Below are 17,891 nucleotides of genomic sequence, written 5' to 3' on the forward strand. Positions count from 1 at the left end.
TTAAACGCCAGCTTTTAAGGAAACACCAACTGGTAAAATACGGACTATATGTTCCCGCAATTGCTCATTATGGTGAAGTTCCTCACTAAAGATCGCAATCAAACCGCTATCTTCGCGGGTTCGGATTAAGCGACCTATGCCTTGTCTAAGTCTAAGCAGCATATACGGAATATCAACCTCTTCATAAGGTGAAGCAGCTGCTTGTCTTTTGGCCATGAATACGGGATCTTGCGGAGGAAACGGCAGTGCCCAAACAATGACATTAGACAACGAAGGGCCTGGCACATCAAGTCCTTCCCATAAACTTACAGCACCAAGTACCGTATGTTCGTCTCCCTGAAAAGAAGCAATGAGATGGCTTATTTCTTGATCGCCCTCGAATAAAAAGTGCAGATCCGCACAGTCGGAACGGCTTTGAATTTCCCTCTTGAACTTCCGCAGTTCTTCGAACGTGGGGAACAGGATCAAGGCCCGTCCTTCCGTTCGTTTCAACAATTGAACCGCTGTCTCCAGCTTCTCTTCGAACGTTCCGCCACTAGACCAAGTAGGTGCAATCACTTCCATACGCTCAGCGTAATCATAGGGAGACGCAACAGAAAAGGACAAATACTTGTCCAGCCCCAAACTGTCGGCCACATAGTCGAACGAGCCTTCAACCGAAAGTGTCGCAGATGAGAAGACAATCGGCATTTTGGAAGAGAACACTTGCTCCTTCAAGACTTCTTTCACTGTTCTAGGCATAATAACGAGACTTAACCCCGTAATGCTCTCTGTTGCCCAGCAAATAAAAGCTTGATCATTGCGAAACAAAGCTAACGCTTTTTGCATCATTTCCAGATGCTCTTCGACAATTTTGAGCTGATAATCGTTTAACGTGAACATCTCGCTTTCAAACACAAGCTCTTCCTCTATCTGCGATAAAATGTCGCAAAGACGATGAATCTCTCTCAGCAATCTGTCGTTCATGACGATCTGCTTGCGGTCAGAACCCGGAATCGGCTGGCAGCAGCTTTCCAAAATATCAAACATCAATTCGCTCTGTTCAATTGCCTGATCAATACAGACCGCTAACGTTTCGCGCACTTCACCTTTTAATAAACGAACGACCAATTCCTCGAAGACGATATGCTTGAGCTTATAAGTCAATGCTTTCTGAGCCGCTGACTCCATGAGATGGCCTTCATCAAAAACAACCGTACAATGCTCCGGCAGCAAAGGCCGCTGTCCTTCGCGTTTTCTACCTTCATATGTCCAGACATGCTCCATATAGAAATCGTGCGAGCAAATGATCAGATCTGTCGAACGGCGATACGAATCACGCGAAAGCGTTTGGCCGCAGCGATGGCGTTTATCGCAAACAAAACAGTCCTGGAAGGCATCCCAGCTGACCTTGTCCCATTGTTCGTTGTTCAAATGAGGATAATTTTTGCGATCTCCATAGGCATAAAAGGACTGCATCGCTTCGCGCGTATGCACGAATTCCGGCAAACCTTCATATAGTTCGCGGTACAAGCCCGTATCTTCATGTCCGAAACGCGCTTCGTCCAGCTTGACCAGACAAACATACTTGTCCGGCGATTTCGCCAACCGAGCATCAATAGCAAGATCCAAATGCCGTGTGATTTTCTCTATATCACCACCCGGCTTGACCAACTGTTCAATTAAGGACTCGTCCGCACAGGCAATAATCGCCGGTTTCTTCGTTAAACGCGCATAACAGATCGCATATAACAAGTAAACTAGCGTCTTCCCCGTTCCCACTCCAGCTTCAGCAAAAATCGTCTGCTTCTCCGCAAAAGCACGCTCCAATTGAAAAGCCATATAAATTTGTTCATCACGGACCTCGAAGCCAGCTTCAGGCAAAATTTCATAAAAGATATCGGCAATCCAGTCCGAGACTTGCTGCATGTATGGCTGTGAATGATCATATGCAAATGGATAACTTCCCACGTTATGTGCCCCCAACGAATAGAATTGAATCAAACTTATATTATCTCATGAATCAAAAGTAAAAGCAAAAAAAAAGCTCCTCGAACAGCCAACTGGCTGCTTCAAGTAGCTTTCTCAATCTTACATACTAAAACGTTCGCGGTACCCGCATTTGCGGCATAATTCCTCGACCACTTCGCGTCTGGAAAATCCTTCAAACAAACGGTTCGCCCGCTCGCCCTCTACAATATCCGAGAAATGCGTATCGTTGATATTGCCCAAATTGATAACTCCTTCCCCATCTAGACAACAGGGGATTACAGTGCCATCAACTAGAATACCGGCTTGATTGCGCAGCGCGTGACAGAAACCAGGTCCAGCAATTTCCTCTGCTTTGAGATCTGGCCACTGGAACTCATGATCCTGATTCAGATAGACGCGATCCGCTAACTTGACGCCCGTTCCGCGCACGAATTTCTCATCGATTTTGAAATCAAGATTGAATTCTTGCTCGAGCAGCTCCAGCACCTCACGGTTGCGCTGACGCTCCAGATTGGTCTGATTATCGGTATCCAGATTCCAGAGCCGGAACGAAATAATCACATTGGATTTCGCCACGATTTCTTTGGCAAAACGCAGAATACTCGTCACATAGCCTTCCTTATCCTCAGACCCTTCATGTCCGTCGAAACTGTGCAAAGAGAAATTCATTTGTCTAAGCGCCGGTTTATCCAGCAGCTTGTGTCTGTTTTTGTTAATCAACGTGCCGTTCGTTGTGATATTGACCTTAAAGCCCTTCTCGTGGCTCAAATCCAGCAATTCATCAATCTTAGGATGCAGCAAAGGCTCTCCTTTGACATGAAGGTAAATATGATCGGTATGGGGCTTAATTTGATCAAGGATATTCGTAAACGTATCTATTTTAATAAAATTGGCTTGACGTTTCGTTTGTGGACAGAACGTGCAGGCCAAGTTGCATACACTTGTAATCTCAATATAAAACTTCTTAAACTTCTTCATTCTTTGCTCCATTTCTAGCTGCGCTACTATGATATTAGCTATTATAGCAAGCTGTCACTATGAAAGAAAGGTCATGGAGAAATTAGAAAATCGTTTGGACAATCCATCCGATGAAATGGGCAGACGGAATCAGAAACAACTGAGCAAGCAATGTTCCAAGAAAGCGAGAAGTCATGAGCAGCGCATAAATCTTGCCTAACTGCCTTTTTTGCGACTCATCATGCAGCGCCTTATCTGTAATGAGACCAAGCTGTGGATCTATGAAAATGGTCAAAAGTATTGTCGCGATCCCGTTAATCAGTCCAGAAGCCTGAGAAGCTGTCGTTGCAGATTCAGGAACCAGATGAGCGGCATATAACGAAGCGAGCACCCCTACCGAATAGAAAGCCGTCACCACAATATTGATCAATAATAAGCGCTTAGGTACACCCAAATAGCGAAATTGACTCAACTTTACTTTGGGCTTCTTCCAGTAGGATTTCGAATTCTTCAGCTGCTCTACGGTAACACTTGTAATTAATTTGGGTAACGATCCTGCAACTTCCAATCGAGCAATAATACGCACACTGAAATTGATAAATGAAGGAAACAAGGCGATCGCGATCAACGTGCCGATAGACGAGGCGAAAAGGCTGATACGCAGGTATTTTTCCAAATCAAAAGTCGGTTCCACCTTGGCAAAATCCACGAAGTTCGCCGTCATAGGTGCTTGAATTAAATTCGCAGTTCTTGAAACGAGCACGACGATTCCGACTAAAGAAAGTGCCACAGCCAGCTTGTTCACCTGCACGCCAGCGTATCGAATTGAATAAGACAACGTTTCAGCTGTATGTATAATCATCGTTAACACGAAAACTATAACAAGTGTCCCTGTCATTGAACGGCTCCGTGTTCCCCTATGGACTGAAGGTCAGCAATAACGGCTTCCCAGCGCGCTTTCATCTCTTCTCTACGCTCCTCATTTTCCAGCTTTTCTTGATGAAAACTGATCGTTGTCCGGCCGGGATTTGCTGTAGGAAGCAGCCGAATTTGCAGCGTAGAAGCATGCTCCCAACCTGCCGGCTGCCAAGTCAAACGAAGCTGCTCGAGCGGCTTCACCACACGAATTTCTCCTGAACATCCATCTACGGTTTGATAAGCTTGCCCCTTGGTGAATGACAGATCCGCCACTTCACCGAGCCAGAGTTTTCTTCCTGATGGGGAAATGAGCAGCTCCCAAGCCTCCTCCTGATATAAAGGTAGTGTCCTTCTGACACCAATTTGAAAACCTGCTTCAGCCGTTTGACCTACCGCTTTATTTGAACCCATCCTCTTGCCCCCTCTATCAAATTCATGCATTGGAACAGCCTTTATTAATTCTTTCTAGAAGAACCCAGAAATTCCCTTTAAAAGTTTGGCTTAATTTTCTATTAAATAAGAACTAGGAGCGTGTACTTTACAGGCCGTATAAAAAAAGGCTTCGCCGCCCTAAGAGATGAGCCTCTTACAAGCGACGAAACCTATTAAGGGAACTGTGGGGCTCTATTTAGTCGAACAGATGCGATTCAAGTGTAATAGCGGAACTACAGGGTCTTATTTCCACGAAAGGCGCTGAATTTTCCGCCAAACAGCAAAATAGCGCACTGTAGTTCCTTCACCCTCGCTAAAATGGCACTTTTCGCTAAAATAGCGAACTATAGTTCCCTAAAATTTGCTATGATGCATTTTCCCTTATCTGCGCATGGCGGCTGTCAAACCCCGCCCCCACCAACGTGGTGAAAGTTTCGCCTCACTCCGCTTTCCGCTCATCCCCGTACCAGAGCTGCTGGAACGTCTCGCTTCGCAGCAGCAGCTCCGCCGAGGTTCCCTCGGCTTCGATGCGGCCGTCCTTCATCACGATGATGTGGTCGGCACGGGTTAGCGCCGTTTTGCGGTGCGACACGACCAGACAAGTCGCATCTGCACGCCGCTGGAACATGCGCTCCCAGAGCTTCTGCTCCGTCTCGACATCGAGCGCGCTCGACAAGTCGTCGAACACGTACAGCTCGGCGTTGCGCACGAGCATGCGCGCTGCGGCCGTCCGCTGCGCTTGGCCGCCGGAGAGCTTCACCCCGCGCGGGCCGATGACGGTGTCCAGCCCGCCTGGCAGCTGCGCGACGTCGAACTCCATCACCGCCGCGTGCAGCGCCTGCGGCAAGCTGTCGTTTTGCTCCGCTTGCCCGAGCAAAATATTATTGCGCAGCGTATCGCTGTACAACCGCGGCACCTGCGCGGTGTAGGCGCTCCGCGACGGCGTAAAGAAGGTGCCCGGATCATCGACGGGCACGCCATTCCACGCAATCGTTCCTTCTCCCTTAGGCAGCAGCCCAAGGAGCGAACGCACGAGCGTGGTTTTGCCTGACCCAATCGTCCCCGTGACGACGGTGAACGAACCTTTTTGCAAGCTGAAGTGAATGTCCGAGATCCCTCTGCCCGTATCAGCATACGCATAGCTCAGCCCATTCACATCTAGCCGCTCAAGCTTGCCGCCAAGCTTATCTATTCCCTCATTCATGACTGGGAGCGGGCTGCCTTTTGTCAAATGCAAGGAATTAACCATCGTCAGAACTTTCGCTGATGCACCTTGCAGCAGAAAGGTTAATCTTTCTAGAGAAACACTCATTTGTTTAAAGTAAGTGATAAACTTGCCTACATTGGATATAAACTGCGTAACAAAAGTTAAGTAATACACGAATAAGGCAAAGTCTCCGACTGTAAAAGTGCCTGCACGCATTTTGGTCCCTGCTAACAGCAGAATCAATCCTGTTCCAAGGTTAACTGAGTTGGAAAATACCGAATCCAACAGTTCGGTCATCAACCGATCTTTCAGCATGGCTTTCCTTCGACTGTCGCCGAAGCTGCGGAATCTGTCAATAACACGTTTTTCAGCACCTGCGACTTGAATCGCTTGCACGTTGCCGAACATTTCACTTATTTCGCCAGTCACTTTGGAAGTTGCCTCCCGACTTGCTGCGCGATATTTCTGCAGCCGTACGGTTGCTAGCTGTGCGGCGGTGATTACAAGTACAATCGGCATAAAGACAAGAAGCGTCATTTGAGCATCAATCCGAATTAATATATAGCCGGACACAAGCGCAAAACAAGTCATCCCAAAAACATCAACTGACCAACTCGCCGCCTCTTCCGACTGATCGACATCATCACGGAAATGACTGATTGCTTCGCCTGGCGATACCGGAATTGCCTGCGCTCCGGGCTGTTTGAGCACATGTTCGAGCAGATTCCTTCTAAGCAGCATCCCCATGCGGAAACGGAAATTCACGTCTGTAATAAAACCGATGACGATCAAAATAATTCTACCGAGTGCCGCAGCCATCAAGAGGGCAATCAGCCCCCAAACACTATAGCCAAGCTTGGAGTTGCCTGTTAAGGAATCGAAGAATTCTTTCGTTACCAAGCCCGCTGCAATCGGCGCCAGATAAATGACCGTCCAAGCGATTGCATTTATGAAATAACGCATAGGACGATACATAATCAGCCGCCACAAATATTGATACGTATTCATACCAATACCTCCTCAAGCCCGGTGGCCAGTAATTGACTGAAGCGGGAATTCGGATCGGCCGCCAAACTTTCTCTTCTGCCTGATTCCAGAATGGCTCCATTATCCAATATCACAATATGATCGGCCCGTTGCACGGTAGCCAGTCGATGTGCAATCATGATGCAAGAACGCTCCGTTAAGAGCTTGGAAACCGCCTTCTCAATCCGCTGCTCGGTTAAAGGATCCAGGCGTGAAGAAGCTTCATCCATAATAACGAGGCCAGGATTTGTCAGAAAAACGCGGGCAAAAGCGAGCAACTGCGCCTCACCCGCAGACAAGCTTCCCCCTCCGGAAGCTAAATTCGTATCCAATCCCTCGGGCATTGCCCCGTACCAAGAACTGAGTCCGAGTTCACTCAGCACGTCAATAATCGCTTGATCCGAGATCGATTCATCATAAAAAGTCAGATTATCGCGGATGGTCCCTTGCATAATTTCAATATTTTGCGTGACTAATGCGACTCGCTTACGCAGATCAGCCAGTTTTGCGTCACTTATATCGGTCCCCCCCAGAGCAATGATGCCCTCTTGCGGGTCGTAGAAACGAAGCAACAAACGGGCCATTGTCGATTTGCCGCTGCCTGTGCGTCCAAGCAACCCAAGAACTTCACCTGGTTTCAATGAAAACTGCACACCTTTTAACGTAGGCTGATCTCCGTCATAACTGAAAGTAACGTCACGAAACTCAACGCTTAACGGCCCATCGGGAATGATAGCGCCAGGTCCATCCTTAATTGCGGATTGTGTGGCGAAAAGCTCGCGTATTCGTGAAATACTGGCATCTGCCTTCTGCAGATCTTCCATTTGCGTACGAATTTTTTCGATTGGCTTTGCCAATAACTCTGTATAGAAGAAAATCAAGTAGACAGTTCCCATCGAGATATGTTGCGTTTGCCACAAGTAAGCGCTTATTCCGAAAGCCATCGCATTCCCTAATGCGAAGACGAGAATTGACATATTCCACATGGCGCAAAATCCTAGGAAAGCTTTGACCCTAAGCGGCAGCATCACCCGCAGCATCGTATAGAAACGATTCATCACGAAACCTACAGCGCCATTAGCACGAATATCTTCCGTCCCTTCCAAATGTTCCCCAATAAAACCATAAAATTCAGCATTGGCCTGCCTCCAACTTGCCCAAACAGGTACAGCAAATTTGCGAATCCATTGGATCATAAAGACTGCAAAAACGACGAAAAAGGCCATCCCTAACCCAATTAACCAATTCTCCCGAAACAATAAAATGATAATGCCAGCCATCAGCAGCACATTGCCAACTAAATGAATAATCATACTCGAAAAGAAATTAGCAAGCGCATTGACATCTCCATCCACGCGTTCAATTAACGAACCAGAGGTGTGTGATTTGTGGAAAGACATATCCAACGACAAACAATGTGCGGCAAGATCGACACGCAATTTATTCGTTGTTTTCCAACCAACATTTTCACTAAAATAAGTAGCGATGACAGAGACCAACTGTTGGATTAAGGAAAAGCCGATAAACAGAATCGCTGCTGTAACTAGCGGCTGCAATGAACTTTGCGACTGCGCAGTATCGATAAAAAAGCGAATAATTTGCGGATTAATAAGCTGTAAGCCGATAGAAGCAAATAGAAGCAGCGTTAATACAGCAAGTGTCCCCTTCTGAGGGAACAAATAACGGCTTAACAGTTCCGAATATTGTCCCATCGAATTCTTTTTTCTAGGTTGTTTACTCATTCTGCAAGGTCCTCCATAAATATTTTATGACATTAATTATTTATATGATTAATTAAAATTCCCTTCCATTTTTCTTCCTCCTTTTCCAACCGTACAGTCAATGATACTAAATTGCTACTCCGCCGACAATGTAGGATTTACATATACTTAATTAATCGTATGAAAAGCGGCTTTGCCGTCCTAAGAGACGAGCGTCTTTATAGCGGTTTTCAGCAATTTAGCAGATCCTAGTTCCCTTTGGGCTGTGCAATGAAAGTGAAAAGGAACTATGATCCTCTATAAGGCGGGAATTGGGGTAAACGTAGCATGAAAGGGAACTGAGATCCGCTATTTAAGCGGAAATTGCTGATCCTAACCCGAAAATGGTGAAATAGCGGACCGTAGTTCCCTTTGGCTTGAAATATAGCGGTTTTCAGAATTATAACGCACTGTAGTTCCCTCAAACTCGCTATTCTGACACTTTTTTCTCATATCGCGGCTTGTCGTTCCCTTATCTCTGCGCGATAGCTGCGCTAGAGGATCTCATTCTGCCAAATAGCTTGTTTATACCTCCAAACCAGCAGCCACTCAAACAAATAAGTGTTTCTGGACTTTGCCTGCAGACCCTTCAGATTCCCCTTCACAGAGGACACCTTGTCAATCCTTCCCTCACGGGTTAGGACCTCTACTTCGGCTACGGCACTTTAAAGGGTAAAGTTACCGGGTGGATTTGAACCACCTAGATTGTGCGACTGTGAGGCGCACAAAAGACCTAGCCTGCGGCTAGGTCAACAAAATCAATGAACCTTGAGGCAAACCCCAAGCTCCCCTTACGAACTCAAAACCCTTTATTCGGCCAAAATCGCTCATTCTGAAAATCTAACGAATGCCAGATGCGCTATTTGAAGAATACAACCACCTTTCCACCTAAAATCTGCTCGATAACGCCAATCCAGTTCATTAGATCTCCAAAGTAGCCATTTTTCGATCAATAAGCATCATCCAGTTCATTAGATCTCCAAAGTAGCCATTTTCCGATCAATAAGCATCATACAGTTCATTAAATCTCCAAAGTAGCCATTTTCCGGTCAATAAGCATCATACAGTTCATTATATCTCCAAAGTATCCATTTTCCGGTCAATAAGCATCATACAGTTCATTAATGCCCCTTGAGACCGAAAGCCTCCATAGCAAAGCTATCTGCGGTGATTGTCAATAAAATTGGGGTGAGCTTCGCTCACCCCAATTTTTAGAAATAACGAGAAGTAATCATCTTTTTCTTCGTATAAAATTCAACGCCATCCTTACCGTTCGCATGAAGATCTCCATAGAAAGAATCTTTCCAGCCTGAGAATGGGAAAAATGCCATCGGCGCTGGAACACCAACATTCACGCCCAGCATTCCCGCGTCGACCTCTTCACGAAATTTCCTTACCGCTTTAGCATTCTCCGTATAAATGACGGCCGAGTTGCCAAATCGCGATTGATTCACAAGCGTCAGTGCTTCGTCCAAATCTGCTGCGCGAAGTATCGATAAGACGGGGCCGAAAATCTCTTCCTTAGCAATCGTCATCTGCGGTTGAACATGATCAAATATCGTCGCCCCAAGAAAATACCCTTCTCCTGCTCGTTCCCGAACCAAACGCCCATCTAGCAGAAGTTTCGCGCCTTCTTCCATCCCTTTGTCAATATAGCTCTCAATTCGGGTTCTCTGTTCATCGCGAATGACCGGTGTCAAAGTCACCGCGTCCTCTACCCCATTGCCGATCACCATATTAGCCGCAGATTGTTGCAGCGATTCTACGAATGCTCGGCCATCGCCAACAACCACTACTGCTGAGCAGGCCATGCATCGCTCCCCTGCACTTCCGAAGGATGACATGATAATATTTTCGACCGATTTCTCAATATGCGCATCCGGCATGACAATATGATAGTTCTTAGCGCCTGCTAGCGCTTGCACTCGTTTACCCGCAGATGAGGCTTTCTCATACACATATTTGGCAATGGGCTGAGAACCTACGAAGGAAATTGCCTTCACATATGGCGTTGTAGTTAAAGTATTCACGACATCCTGTGCGCCATGAACAACATTCAACACTCCATCCGGAAGTCCCGCTTCCTGGAATAACTCTGCCAACTTCGTAGCCGTTAAAGGTGTACGCTCCGACGGTTTCAAGACGAATGTGTTCCCGCATGCGATAGCTAATGGAAACATCCAGCATGGCACCATCATAGGAAAGTTAAATGGCGTAATTCCGCCAACAACCCCCAATGGCACACGAAACAACTCTGAATCCATCTCTGCGGAAATATTGGCTAATGTTGCCCCCATCATATGTGAAGGTGCGCCTGCAGCAAATTCAACACATTCTATTCCTCGCAGAACTTCACCAAGCGCTTCTTTGTAACTCTTGCCGTTCTCAGCTGTGATCAGTTCAGCCAGTTCTGACTCGTGATCTTGCAATAACTGCCAATAACGGAATAAGACTCTTGCTCGTTTGGGCACCGGCGTTTTACTCCATGTTCCATAAACTTCCTGAGCGGCAGCCACTGCTCCTTCAACATCTTGAACCGTTGATAAGGGAACGCTTGCTATGACTTCTCCTGTGGCCGGATTAATAACATCACTCGTCATTGTGCTTGTTGAATCGATCCATACCCCGTTAATGAGATTCTGCAACACCTTCATATTCGTTCATCTCCTGGCTGAATGAAAATTTCTCCACAAATCATTGGACACATTGTATAATAAGTAAAATTACAAAACACCTAATTCAATGTCATATTAATTAACATAAATGAGGTGAATCCAGATGGTTCAAACGATTCTTCAATTAACCGTTCGAGATATTTTGCAGCGTCCCTTATTTCAAAAAGCCGAAGCGATCGCCAGTGAAGAAGCTTTGAATCGCACCGTTCATTGGGTTCATATTATGGAAGTTACGCAAGTCGGACATTTGCTCAATGGCAATGAATTGATACTCAACACAGGCATTGGCTGGCATGATGACGAAGAACTCAGCCTCTCTTTCTTGCAGCAGCTCATCGACAGTGGCGCCTCCGGCTTGTGCATCGAATTAGGCACGTACACGAAACAACCGATCGAACGTATGAAGCAATTAGCTCAATGCGCCAATTTCCCTCTCATCTTTTTCCACGAGCAAGTCAGGTATATCGACATCACGCAGGATCTGCACGCTTACTTTATCCACCAACATCACAAAATGGTCTCCGAACTGTATCAAACGACACAATCCCCTACTCCGTTTTTGGAAGAAAAACTGCGTCTTAAGCAGGAAATTTGGCTGGCTGATTGGTTAAGCGCCCAACACTCACAAGTCGAAATTCGAAATTATTTACATACGCTTAAATCGACGTTAAAACTGAATCAAGCCATCGTCTGTGTATTTGACAGCAAATCCACCTTGCAAAGCCTCAAAAATCACGATACTTCTATCATTCACAAACAAATGACGGCAATGGCCCTATTTGAAAATGAGGGATTCTACCTGCTGCCAACCGTCCTTCATCATCAAATGGTGCTGATTTTAATCGATCAATTGCCAACATCACCAATACAGGAGCGAATCCTTAAAGTCATCCAACGACTGCCGAAAACAGAGATGAATCAAGATCCCACTGTGTTCTCCTCCTTATTCGGAATCGGGAAACCAATAACGAACTTCACACTCCTGCAGAGCAGCTACGAATCTGCCTTAGAAACGATAGCGATTCAAAGAGAAGTAGGACCACTCCGTAGGCCTTTTTATCAAGAACTGCATATCTATAAGATTCTCCATCATTTGAAACAATCCGGTGAGTTGGGTCCTTTGATAGAGGATTACATCGGAAGCCTGCTAAGTATGGATCGCGAGAGAAACAGCCAGCTTTTAAAAACATTGAAAGTGTACCTCGCTCTGAACGGATCCAAACAAGAAACAGCCAAAGCGCTGTTTATCGTCAGACAAACACTATACCATCGGCTTGATAAAATAGCTGCGCTGCTGGGCTCAGATTACATGCAGCCGCACAAACGAATAACGATTGAGCTTGCCTTGCACGGCTATGAATATCTCAACGGCATGATGGATTAAGTCTGGTCCACTTCTTGAGCAATAAGGATCACAGCGGCATATTTCCGCGCATTGGCTGTAGTCAGATGAAGCGTAGCGGTTTCCCCGCCAGGATGCTGCATATCGAGCCAAGCGCCGCTAAGATCTTCTTTCACATGAACGATTCTAAATTTCTGCGAAATGAAGTCATCAAGCTTTTGTTTTTCTGATTGAACCTGCTCAAAGTCAGACATGGGCAGCCCCCTTATCTTCGGCAGCTTCCTTCAATAGCTTCAGATCTGCCGAAGCTGCCTGGTAAGTCTCCCGTTTAATGAACTGACCCGAACCCGGTGTGCCTGCGAATTTTTTATCGCGAATGACGAATTCCCCGCGTGAAAGGACCGTCACTGGCTCACCCTTGATTTCCAGTCCCTCAAACGGATTGTAGTCAACGTTCATATGATGCGTGTCAGCGGAAATGACCCGAGATATATAGGGATCAAAAATCACGATATCCGCATCGCAACCGACGGCGATCGTCCCCTTTTTCGGATATAAACCAAACAGCTTCGCGCTTCGTGTTGAGACGATGTCTACGAATTGATTGAGCGTAATTCTTCCCTTGGCTACGCCTTCGGAATAAAGGATGGAGAAGCGATCCTCTATACAAGGCCCTCCATTAGGTATTTTGCTGAAATCATCAAGACCCAAATCCTTTTGCCCTACAAAGTTAAAGGAACACTGGTCAGAACCTAGCGTCTGCAGTTGACCTGTTCTCAGAGCGGTCCATAACGCCTCTTGATGAAACTTTGGTCTAAGCGGCGGCGACCACACATATTTGGCACCCTCGAAGTTCGGCTGCTCTAGATAAGTCTGATCCAGCACCAAATACTGCGGGCACGTTTCTCCCCATATGTCCACCCCTTTATTTCTCGCAGCGGTAATTTGCTGTACAGCTTCTTCGCAAGTAACATGAACAACATATAGCTGGGATCCAGCTAGTTCCGTAAGCTTGGCCGCACGCCCCGTCGCTTCGCCTTCAATCAAAGATGGCCGCGTCAAGGCATGATAGATCGGATCCGTATTCCCGGCTTCCAGCGCTTCCTTGATCAAATACTCGATCACATCGCCATTTTCGGCATGAACCATCACCAAAGCGCCGTGGCGTTTTGCCTCCAGCAGTGTTCGATACAAGGTCCCGTCGTCGGCTTGGAACACATTTTTGTAAGCCATGAAGACCTTAAGCGACGTAATGCCTTCTTCATGAATCATTTTCGGGAGCTCTGCCAATACATCATCCGTGATTTCGGCAATCATCAGATGAAAACTGTAATCAATCACAGCTTTGCCTGCCGCTTTGTGATGCCACGTTTGAACGGATTGACTCAGAGGAACGCCTTTATTCGTGAGGCAAAAGTCAATCACTGTCGTCGTTCCGCCGAAAGCGGCTGCTCTCGTGCCGGTCTCGAAGTCATCTGCCGTCACCGTGCCGCCAAAAGGCATATCCAAATGCGTATGCGGATCAATTCCGCCAGGAAACACATAATGCCCTGCAGCGTCAATAATTTCCGCGCCTTCCCGCACGACATTTCGTCCAATTTGTGTGATAATGCCACCCTCAATAAGAATATCTGCTTGATATTGATCCACAGCGGTAACGATCGTGCCATTCTGAATGAGTTTGGCCATAGTTAGACAGCCTCCTTCTTGTTGGAATCCTTGCCATCCGTTAGCTTGGCGATCGCCGCCTGCCGTTCATTCCAAGTTAGCGGGGCATCGGTTCCTGCGACTTCAACCATCGAAATGACGCCTTCTACCGGACAAACAATCGCGCACAGATTGCAGCCGACACAATCTTCTTCGCGAACCTTCAGATAAGTTGCGCCATTCTCATCGGTTAACCGGTCAATGCATTGATGCGAGGTATCTTCACAAGCAATATGACATTTGTTGCAGCTGATACACGTTTCAGTATCTATTTGGGCGACAACCGCATAATTCAAATCAAGGTTGCCCCAGTCCGAGTAGCGCGGAACGGATTTCCCGACTATATCACTGACGCTAGCCAAGCCTTTCTCGTCCAAATAATTATTCAACCCATCAATCATATCTTCAACAATCCGAAATCCGTGATGCATCGCCGCTGTACACACCTGTACGCCTGTCGCCCCCATTAACATGAACTCGACCGCATCCCGCCAATTGGAGATCCCACCTATACCGGATATGGGTACACCAACATCAAGATTTCTAGCACAGTCAGCAACCATATGAAGTGCGATTGGTTTCACAGCCGGTCCACAGTAACCGCCATGGGAGCCCTTTCCTCCTACATGAGGAATCGTATGCCATGTGTCGATGTCGACTCCAGCCAAAGAGTTAATCGTATTAATTAACGATATCGCATCCGCGCCGCCTCGCACCGCCGCCTTCGCAGTGCTCGTAATATCTGTTATGTTCGGCGTCAGCTTGACGATAACCGGTGTTGTCGCCGCCTCCTTCGCCCACATCGTTTGTGCTTCGACGAGATCCGGCTGCTGTCCCGAAGCCGCCCCCATCCCGCGTTCGGCCATCCCGTGCGGACAACCAAAATTCAGTTCTAAACCGTCAACGCCGACAGCTTCGACCTTCTTGACAATTTCATGCCACTTCTCCTGTTTCGGCTCCACCATCAAAGAGACGATAATTGCATGATTCGGAAACTTTTTCTTCGTTTCATAAATCTCTTTGAGATTCACCTCAAGCGGACGGTCCGTAATCAGCTCAATATTATTAAAACCGGCAACCCGTTGACCATTAAAATGAACAGCAGCAAAACGCGAGGATGTATTAATAATCGGGTCTCCAAGTGTTTTCCAAACCGCTCCGCCCCATCCCGCTTCGAAAGCTCGCTGTACCTGGTAACCGGTGTTCGTCGGTGGCGCCGAAGCCAACCAGAAAGGGTTTGGCGAGACAATACCAGCAAGATTGATACGCAAATCAGCCATGTTGAATCCCTCCAGTTAAGTGTTGGTTATAGATGGCATAAGCGACAAGCTTCCCTTGCTGCGCGGCTGAGACGACCATGGCCTCTCCTTGACCTTCGCCAAAAATAAAATCCCCGGCTGCATAAATACGCGGATTCGAGGTCTGCCCAGTCTTCGGGTCCACCATCACCGTTCCGCGAGTATGAACAAGTCCGAATTGTTCAATTAAAGGCAGATGACGCGTTTGCCCAATCGCTTTGATGACCGCATCTACCGGAATCGTAAACTCCGATCCTTCGATGGGGACCGGTCGTTTGCGCCCCGCGTCCACGTCCACGAGCTCCATTTGCAAGCATTCAATTGCAATGACTTGCCCATTCTGATCTCCAATGATGCGAGTGGGTGCCGTCAGCCATCTGAAAACCACGCCGTCCTGTTTGGCGAAATCAAACTCAAAATCGTAGGCCGTCATCTCTTCCTGCGTACGGCGATATACGATTTGAACCGCTTGGGCGCCAAGCCTGACCGAGCAGGTTGCCGCATCGATCGCGGTATTGCCAGCTCCAATGACAGCCACTCGCTTGCCGATAAGCGAGGTATCCAGCTCTGTCTGGCCTTTGGTCGACTCTACAAATGCAATTGCATCATACACGCCAGTAAAGTCTTCGCCTGCGATGCCGAGATTCGGAACTTTCGACATCCCTACAGCTAGTACAATCGCATCATAGCTTTGCATAATCTCTTCCACGCTTATATCCGTGCCCACTCTCGTATTCATACGAAAGTCTACGCCCAACTGCTCAATCTGGTCGACTTCCCAGAGAGATATTTCCTGTGGCAATCGAAAGGAAACGATTCCGTACGTATCCAAGCCTCCAGCCTGCGCTTTGGCTTCATAGACGGTTACCTTAAAACCTAAGCGAGCCAGTTCCCGAGCTGCGGATAGTCCGGCTGGCCCGCTTCCGATGACCGCTGCGGACTTTCCGTTGCTGGTTCCCGCTTCGAATAAGATTTGCTCATTTCGAATCGCCCAATCTGTCGCATACCGCTGCAATTGCCCGATGAGAATAGGCTTGGACGAATGATTAAGTACACAAGCTCCTTCGCATAATTCCTCGGTTGGACATACTCTTGAACAGGTCGCCCCCACCGGATTGGCTTCCATGATCGTGCGGGCCGACCCTTTGAGATTGCCAGAGGCAATCTTCTTGATAAATGAAGGAATCTCGATCCCCGTCGGACAGGCACGAACACAGGGGGCATCATAACAAAACAGACAACGATTCGACTCTTCCATCGCTTCTTTCGGCTTCATCCCAGCCTTTACTTCAGCGAAATTGCGTTTCAGATCCGTTAATGAGATAAATGCTGCGCTCATCTCCCTTCACCTCCAGAAGTCATCCGGCGTGCCACTCGATATAACAGCTCTGTCCCTAAGGCGATGTCCTCAATACTCGCAAATTCTTTGGGATTGTGGCTGATGCCTTCGAGACATCTTACGAATATCATCCCGTAGTCGCAGACATGAGACATCGCTAACGAATCATGAAAGGGTCCGCTCATAAGTTCAGGCGGCTTCAGGCCCATCACATTCGCTTCTTCATGCAGCGTTTCCTTAATCCAATTCGCACAATATCTGGGTTCACTGTTCGTGTCCTCGCGGATCGTGTAAGCAAGGCCATGTTCGCTGGATACGTTGTCGATGACCTGAAGCAACTGCGCTTCAAGTGCATGCCGGCGCGCTAAATCGATATCTCGCAAATCGATCGTAAACGTTACTTTTTCCGGGATAATATTGCGAGAATCCGGGAAAACCGCTAGGGAGCCAACAGTGCCAACCGTGGATGCCCCTGGGTCTTGTTGAGCGAGCTCATTCAGGGCTACGATGATTTTGGCGCAGCCCAGTAGTGCATCGTGACGCATCGACATCGGGACAGAGCCGGCGTGCCCCGCGAAGCCGGTCATTTCAACCGTGAGCCATAAGGGGCCAGAGATTCCGCTAACGATTCCGATAGGTTCATCCATGGATTCGAGAATAGGTCCTTGCTCGATGTGCAGCTCCAGAAACGCGCCTACCCGACCTTCCTGAAACACGTAATCTGCGATATCAGCAGGATCACATCCAAATTGCAGCAGCGCTTCTCTGCGAGTCACACCGTTTTTATCCGTTCGCTCCAAGTCGTCTGTTTCTAATCGACCCGTCATTCCTCTAACCCCAAACAACCCTTTATTGAATCGACAGCCTTCTTCATCGCAGAAAGCTACAACTTCAATATTGCACGCAGGCAGCACCCCTTCTTCCGTTAAGCGTTGAACAACCTCAATAGCGCCAAGCACGCCGATCGCTCCATCATAACGGCCGCCATAAGGCTGTGAATCTACATGCGAGCCTAGCATCAAGATGGGAGCTGCTGGGTCCTTGCCATATTTCACGCCAATCAGATTGGCAAAAGGGTCGATACTAGCTTCCATTCCCGCTTCTTCCATCCACGTCTTCACGAGTTCAACACCTGCACGATCTTCCGGAGACAAGGCGAGTCGGCAAACGCCTGTTTCGCCAATTTTACCGATTTGGGCAAGTGCCTGTATACGTTCGTTTAATCGGGTGGCATTAATTTGTAGAGGAGGCATGATTGG

13 protein-coding genes are annotated in these 17,891 nt (G+C 47.5%); 1 reads left to right on the forward strand and 12 read right to left on the reverse strand.

Features of this window, described 5'->3' with window-relative positions; all coding sequences use genetic code 11:
• The 7 genes from LOZ80_RS12840 to LOZ80_RS12870 all read right to left on the reverse strand — a co-directional run bounded on the left by LOZ80_RS12840 (window position 1) and on the right by LOZ80_RS12870 (window position 10,925).
• A complete protein-coding gene (locus LOZ80_RS12840) occupies window positions 1-1,950 on the reverse strand; it encodes an ATP-dependent DNA helicase (protein WP_238171804.1) in 1,950 nt (649 codons plus the stop codon).
• 120 nt (window positions 1,951-2,070) lie between these two features.
• On the reverse strand, window positions 2,071-2,949 hold the full coding sequence (locus LOZ80_RS12845; RefSeq protein ID WP_238171805.1) for a radical SAM/SPASM domain-containing protein: 879 nt from the start codon (window positions 2,947-2,949) through the stop codon (window positions 2,071-2,073).
• A gap of 82 nt (window positions 2,950-3,031) precedes the next feature.
• Entirely contained in the window at window positions 3,032-3,826 is a 795-nt protein-coding gene (locus tag LOZ80_RS12850) for a lipid II flippase Amj family protein (RefSeq protein WP_238171806.1), read from the reverse strand.
• Window positions 3,823-4,257 (reverse strand): SRPBCC family protein, encoded by a 435-nt coding sequence (locus LOZ80_RS12855; protein ID WP_238171807.1) that lies wholly within the window; start codon window positions 4,255-4,257, stop codon window positions 3,823-3,825. Before LOZ80_RS12855 ends, LOZ80_RS12850 begins: the two co-directional genes overlap by 4 nt.
• A gap of 460 nt (window positions 4,258-4,717) precedes the next feature.
• Window positions 4,718-6,493: an ABC transporter ATP-binding protein gene (locus tag LOZ80_RS12860; RefSeq protein WP_238171808.1), complete on the reverse strand. Its 1,776-nt coding sequence runs from the start codon at window positions 6,491-6,493 to the stop codon at window positions 4,718-4,720.
• Window positions 6,490-8,253, reverse strand: a complete 1,764-nt coding sequence (locus LOZ80_RS12865) for an ABC transporter ATP-binding protein (RefSeq protein ID WP_238171809.1) — start codon at window positions 8,251-8,253, stop codon at window positions 6,490-6,492. The genes LOZ80_RS12860 and LOZ80_RS12865 overlap by 4 nt, the downstream gene beginning before the upstream one ends.
• 1,229 nt (window positions 8,254-9,482) lie before the next feature.
• Window positions 9,483-10,925: a CoA-acylating methylmalonate-semialdehyde dehydrogenase gene (locus tag LOZ80_RS12870; RefSeq protein ID WP_238171810.1), complete on the reverse strand. Its 1,443-nt coding sequence runs from the start codon at window positions 10,923-10,925 to the stop codon at window positions 9,483-9,485.
• 124 nt (window positions 10,926-11,049) lie between these two features.
• Between LOZ80_RS12870 and LOZ80_RS12875 the strand changes: the two genes are divergently transcribed.
• Window positions 11,050-12,330, forward strand: a complete 1,281-nt coding sequence (locus tag LOZ80_RS12875) for a PucR family transcriptional regulator (RefSeq protein ID WP_238171811.1) — start codon at window positions 11,050-11,052, stop codon at window positions 12,328-12,330.
• Here the strand turns inward: LOZ80_RS12875 and LOZ80_RS12880 are convergent.
• The 5 genes from LOZ80_RS12880 to LOZ80_RS12900 are packed head-to-tail and all read right to left on the reverse strand — an operon-like array spanning window position 12,327 to window position 17,885.
• Window positions 12,327-12,542: a hypothetical protein gene (locus tag LOZ80_RS12880; protein WP_238171812.1), complete on the reverse strand. Its 216-nt coding sequence runs from the start codon at window positions 12,540-12,542 to the stop codon at window positions 12,327-12,329. The genes LOZ80_RS12875 and LOZ80_RS12880 overlap by 4 nt on opposite strands.
• Window positions 12,535-13,977: a dihydropyrimidinase gene (gene hydA / locus LOZ80_RS12885; RefSeq protein ID WP_238171813.1), complete on the reverse strand. Its 1,443-nt coding sequence runs from the start codon at window positions 13,975-13,977 to the stop codon at window positions 12,535-12,537. The genes LOZ80_RS12880 and hydA overlap by 8 nt, the downstream gene beginning before the upstream one ends.
• A 2-nt stretch (window positions 13,978-13,979) precedes the next feature.
• A complete protein-coding gene (gene preA, locus LOZ80_RS12890; protein WP_238171814.1) occupies window positions 13,980-15,275 on the reverse strand; it encodes an NAD-dependent dihydropyrimidine dehydrogenase subunit PreA in 1,296 nt (431 codons plus the stop codon).
• On the reverse strand, window positions 15,268-16,632 hold the full coding sequence (locus LOZ80_RS12895; RefSeq protein WP_238171815.1) for an NAD(P)-dependent oxidoreductase: 1,365 nt from the start codon (window positions 16,630-16,632) through the stop codon (window positions 15,268-15,270). The genes preA and LOZ80_RS12895 overlap by 8 nt, the downstream gene beginning before the upstream one ends.
• Window positions 16,629-17,885 (reverse strand): M20 family metallo-hydrolase, encoded by a 1,257-nt coding sequence (locus tag LOZ80_RS12900; RefSeq protein ID WP_238172974.1) that lies wholly within the window; start codon window positions 17,883-17,885, stop codon window positions 16,629-16,631. Before LOZ80_RS12900 ends, LOZ80_RS12895 begins: the two co-directional genes overlap by 4 nt.
• Window positions 17,886-17,891: the final 6 nt, after the last annotated feature.

Origin of the sequence: Paenibacillus sp. HWE-109 (assembly GCF_022163125.1) — a bacterium.
Classification (GTDB): domain Bacteria; phylum Bacillota; class Bacilli; order Paenibacillales; family NBRC-103111; genus Paenibacillus_E.

What these genes read in the sequence shown, in the direction of transcription:
- LOZ80_RS12845 (WP_238171805.1), bottom strand. Translation starts at nt 2,949, where the DNA reads ATGAAGAAGTTTAAGAAGTTTTATATTGAGATTACAAGTGTATGCAAC.
- LOZ80_RS12850 (WP_238171806.1), bottom strand. Translation starts at nt 3,826, where the DNA reads ATGACAGGGACACTTGTTATAGTTTTCGTGTTAACGATGATTATACAT.
- LOZ80_RS12855 (WP_238171807.1), bottom strand. Translation starts at nt 4,257, where the DNA reads ATGGGTTCAAATAAAGCGGTAGGTCAAACGGCTGAAGCAGGTTTTCAA.
- LOZ80_RS12860 (WP_238171808.1), bottom strand. Translation starts at nt 6,493, where the DNA reads ATGAATACGTATCAATATTTGTGGCGGCTGATTATGTATCGTCCTATG.
- LOZ80_RS12865 (WP_238171809.1), bottom strand. Translation starts at nt 8,253, where the DNA reads ATGAGTAAACAACCTAGAAAAAAGAATTCGATGGGACAATATTCGGAA.
- LOZ80_RS12870 (WP_238171810.1), bottom strand. Translation starts at nt 10,925, where the DNA reads ATGAAGGTGTTGCAGAATCTCATTAACGGGGTATGGATCGATTCAACA.
- LOZ80_RS12875 (WP_238171811.1), top strand. Translation starts at nt 11,050, where the DNA reads ATGGTTCAAACGATTCTTCAATTAACCGTTCGAGATATTTTGCAGCGT.
- LOZ80_RS12880 (WP_238171812.1), bottom strand. Translation starts at nt 12,542, where the DNA reads ATGTCTGACTTTGAGCAGGTTCAATCAGAAAAACAAAAGCTTGATGAC.
- hydA (WP_238171813.1), bottom strand. Translation starts at nt 13,977, where the DNA reads ATGGCCAAACTCATTCAGAATGGCACGATCGTTACCGCTGTGGATCAA.
- preA (WP_238171814.1), bottom strand. Translation starts at nt 15,275, where the DNA reads ATGGCTGATTTGCGTATCAATCTTGCTGGTATTGTCTCGCCAAACCCT.
- LOZ80_RS12895 (WP_238171815.1), bottom strand. Translation starts at nt 16,632, where the DNA reads ATGAGCGCAGCATTTATCTCATTAACGGATCTGAAACGCAATTTCGCT.
- LOZ80_RS12900 (WP_238172974.1), bottom strand. Translation starts at nt 17,885, where the DNA reads ATGCCTCCTCTACAAATTAATGCCACCCGATTAAACGAACGTATACAG.